The following is a 1,661-nucleotide window of genomic DNA, read 5'->3' on the forward strand; positions in this document are numbered from 1 at the left end:
TAGTTTCCGCAGACATACTCTTTTGTCTTGAAATATCCGTTTTCATCTGTGGTGTATTCGTCTATCAAAACACTGTCTTTAAACACGCCGTAAACCGCTCCCGCAAGGCTTGCATCGCCTTGTTTTTCAGCCTTTTCCGAGTCTTTTTTTGTAACTTCCAAAGTGAATTTTTTAAGCACATTTTCAAACGTTACAGAGGTAGTTTCATCAGCTGTCAAAGTAACCGTCTGACTGGCAGGAACAACATACTTTATGGGAACGTTTTTTTCAGAAATCGTGTAAACAATTTTCTGATTGTTACTGTCGTATACGGGGATATCGGAAAGAATTGCAACACCGTCAGAACCGGTTTTTATGCTGTAAGTCTTGCCGTTACCTGTGACAGTAAATTCTCTGCCTCCGTTCTGATTATCCTCAGACTGCTTGTTGATCTTAATAGAACCTGTTTTGAGTTCGTTGTTGAACTTTACATTGACAGTCAGATCAACGTCGCCGTCGGTAAGCTTGACATTCTTCGCCTTGGGAGTTTCATATCTCGTATCTACGTTGATTTCGGATATGGTATATGAAATTGCTTTTTTACTTGTAAGATCGTATACGTTAAGACCTTTAAACTCCGCAATTCCGCTTGAATTTGTCTTTGCCGTCTTGAAGTGAGATTTTCCGTTCTGAGTCCATGTTACTCTAAATTCACGCTGACCGATTATACCATCCTCGGCAGTTTTATTGATTATGATGTTTCCTTTAAGATAATCCTCGGTAACATTTACGTTTTCATTTGCATTAAGTGCAAATACTTCAGTTGATAGGCTGTAGCCTGTAGGTGCTTTGATTTCTTTAACATAATACTGCTTATTCGGAAGTTCAATCGAGCCGCTTCCGTTTTTATCGATTTTGATTTCTCCTGCTTTGTTTTTGCAAGCTTTATCAGTGTATACGCCGTAAATAGCCTGTGAACCGTCAATAGGACTGATACCATTGATCTTTACGGTATTATCAGCTTTATAGACTTTTGTAATAGTAAATTTCACATCTTTGGATGTGATCCTGAACGCCGACATATTCATGACAGTCGCAGTTTTACCGTCGGTCTTGTTATTGATAACAACTCCCTCAGAGCCGTTAGCCTCGATTCTCCAATGCCTGCCGCCTGCACCTTTTCCGTCACCGACTGTTTTGGAATTGATAAGACTTTCTGAAACGCCGATAGACTTAAGATAGCTTACTACCTCGTTTCTTGAATTGAATTCACCCATGTAAATCCACGCATGATCTTCGCCATATGGATTCTGAGCCACCACTACCGAACCGGGAGTAATCGTCGAACCGTCGGAACACTCCCAATAAGGACGGTCTGTTGTCTTGATATTTTTCTTTTCAACATCGATCTTAGAAGTTTTACCGCCGTAGCTGATAGTGCAGTTGTCGTTTACCGACAGCCAGTGATCGGTATCAACGGGAACAGGATTATTCCATGAAAAACCCGATGTTTTGTATCCAAGCTGTGTCAGCGTATAATACACAAGTCCCGAACAGTCGATACCGAGATTGTTTATCGTCCGTACCGACAGCGGAGTATACTGACCCTGATTGTATGCGTACCAGTATCCCTTATTCCCAAATGTATACGGAGAACCGAGAAGCGTCGCCGCCTTTGCGAT

At 41.5% G+C, this 1,661-nt stretch carries 1 protein-coding gene; it reads right to left on the reverse strand.

The window, feature by feature from the left end; genetic code table 11:
- The coding region (locus tag DW015_RS12885; protein ID WP_207659395.1) for a prealbumin-like fold domain-containing protein at positions 1-1,661 on the reverse strand (1,661 nt) is incomplete at both ends.

This window comes from Ruminococcus sp. AF37-20, from assembly GCF_003460465.1.
Lineage (GTDB): Bacteria > Bacillota > Clostridia > Oscillospirales > Ruminococcaceae > Hominimerdicola > Hominimerdicola aceti.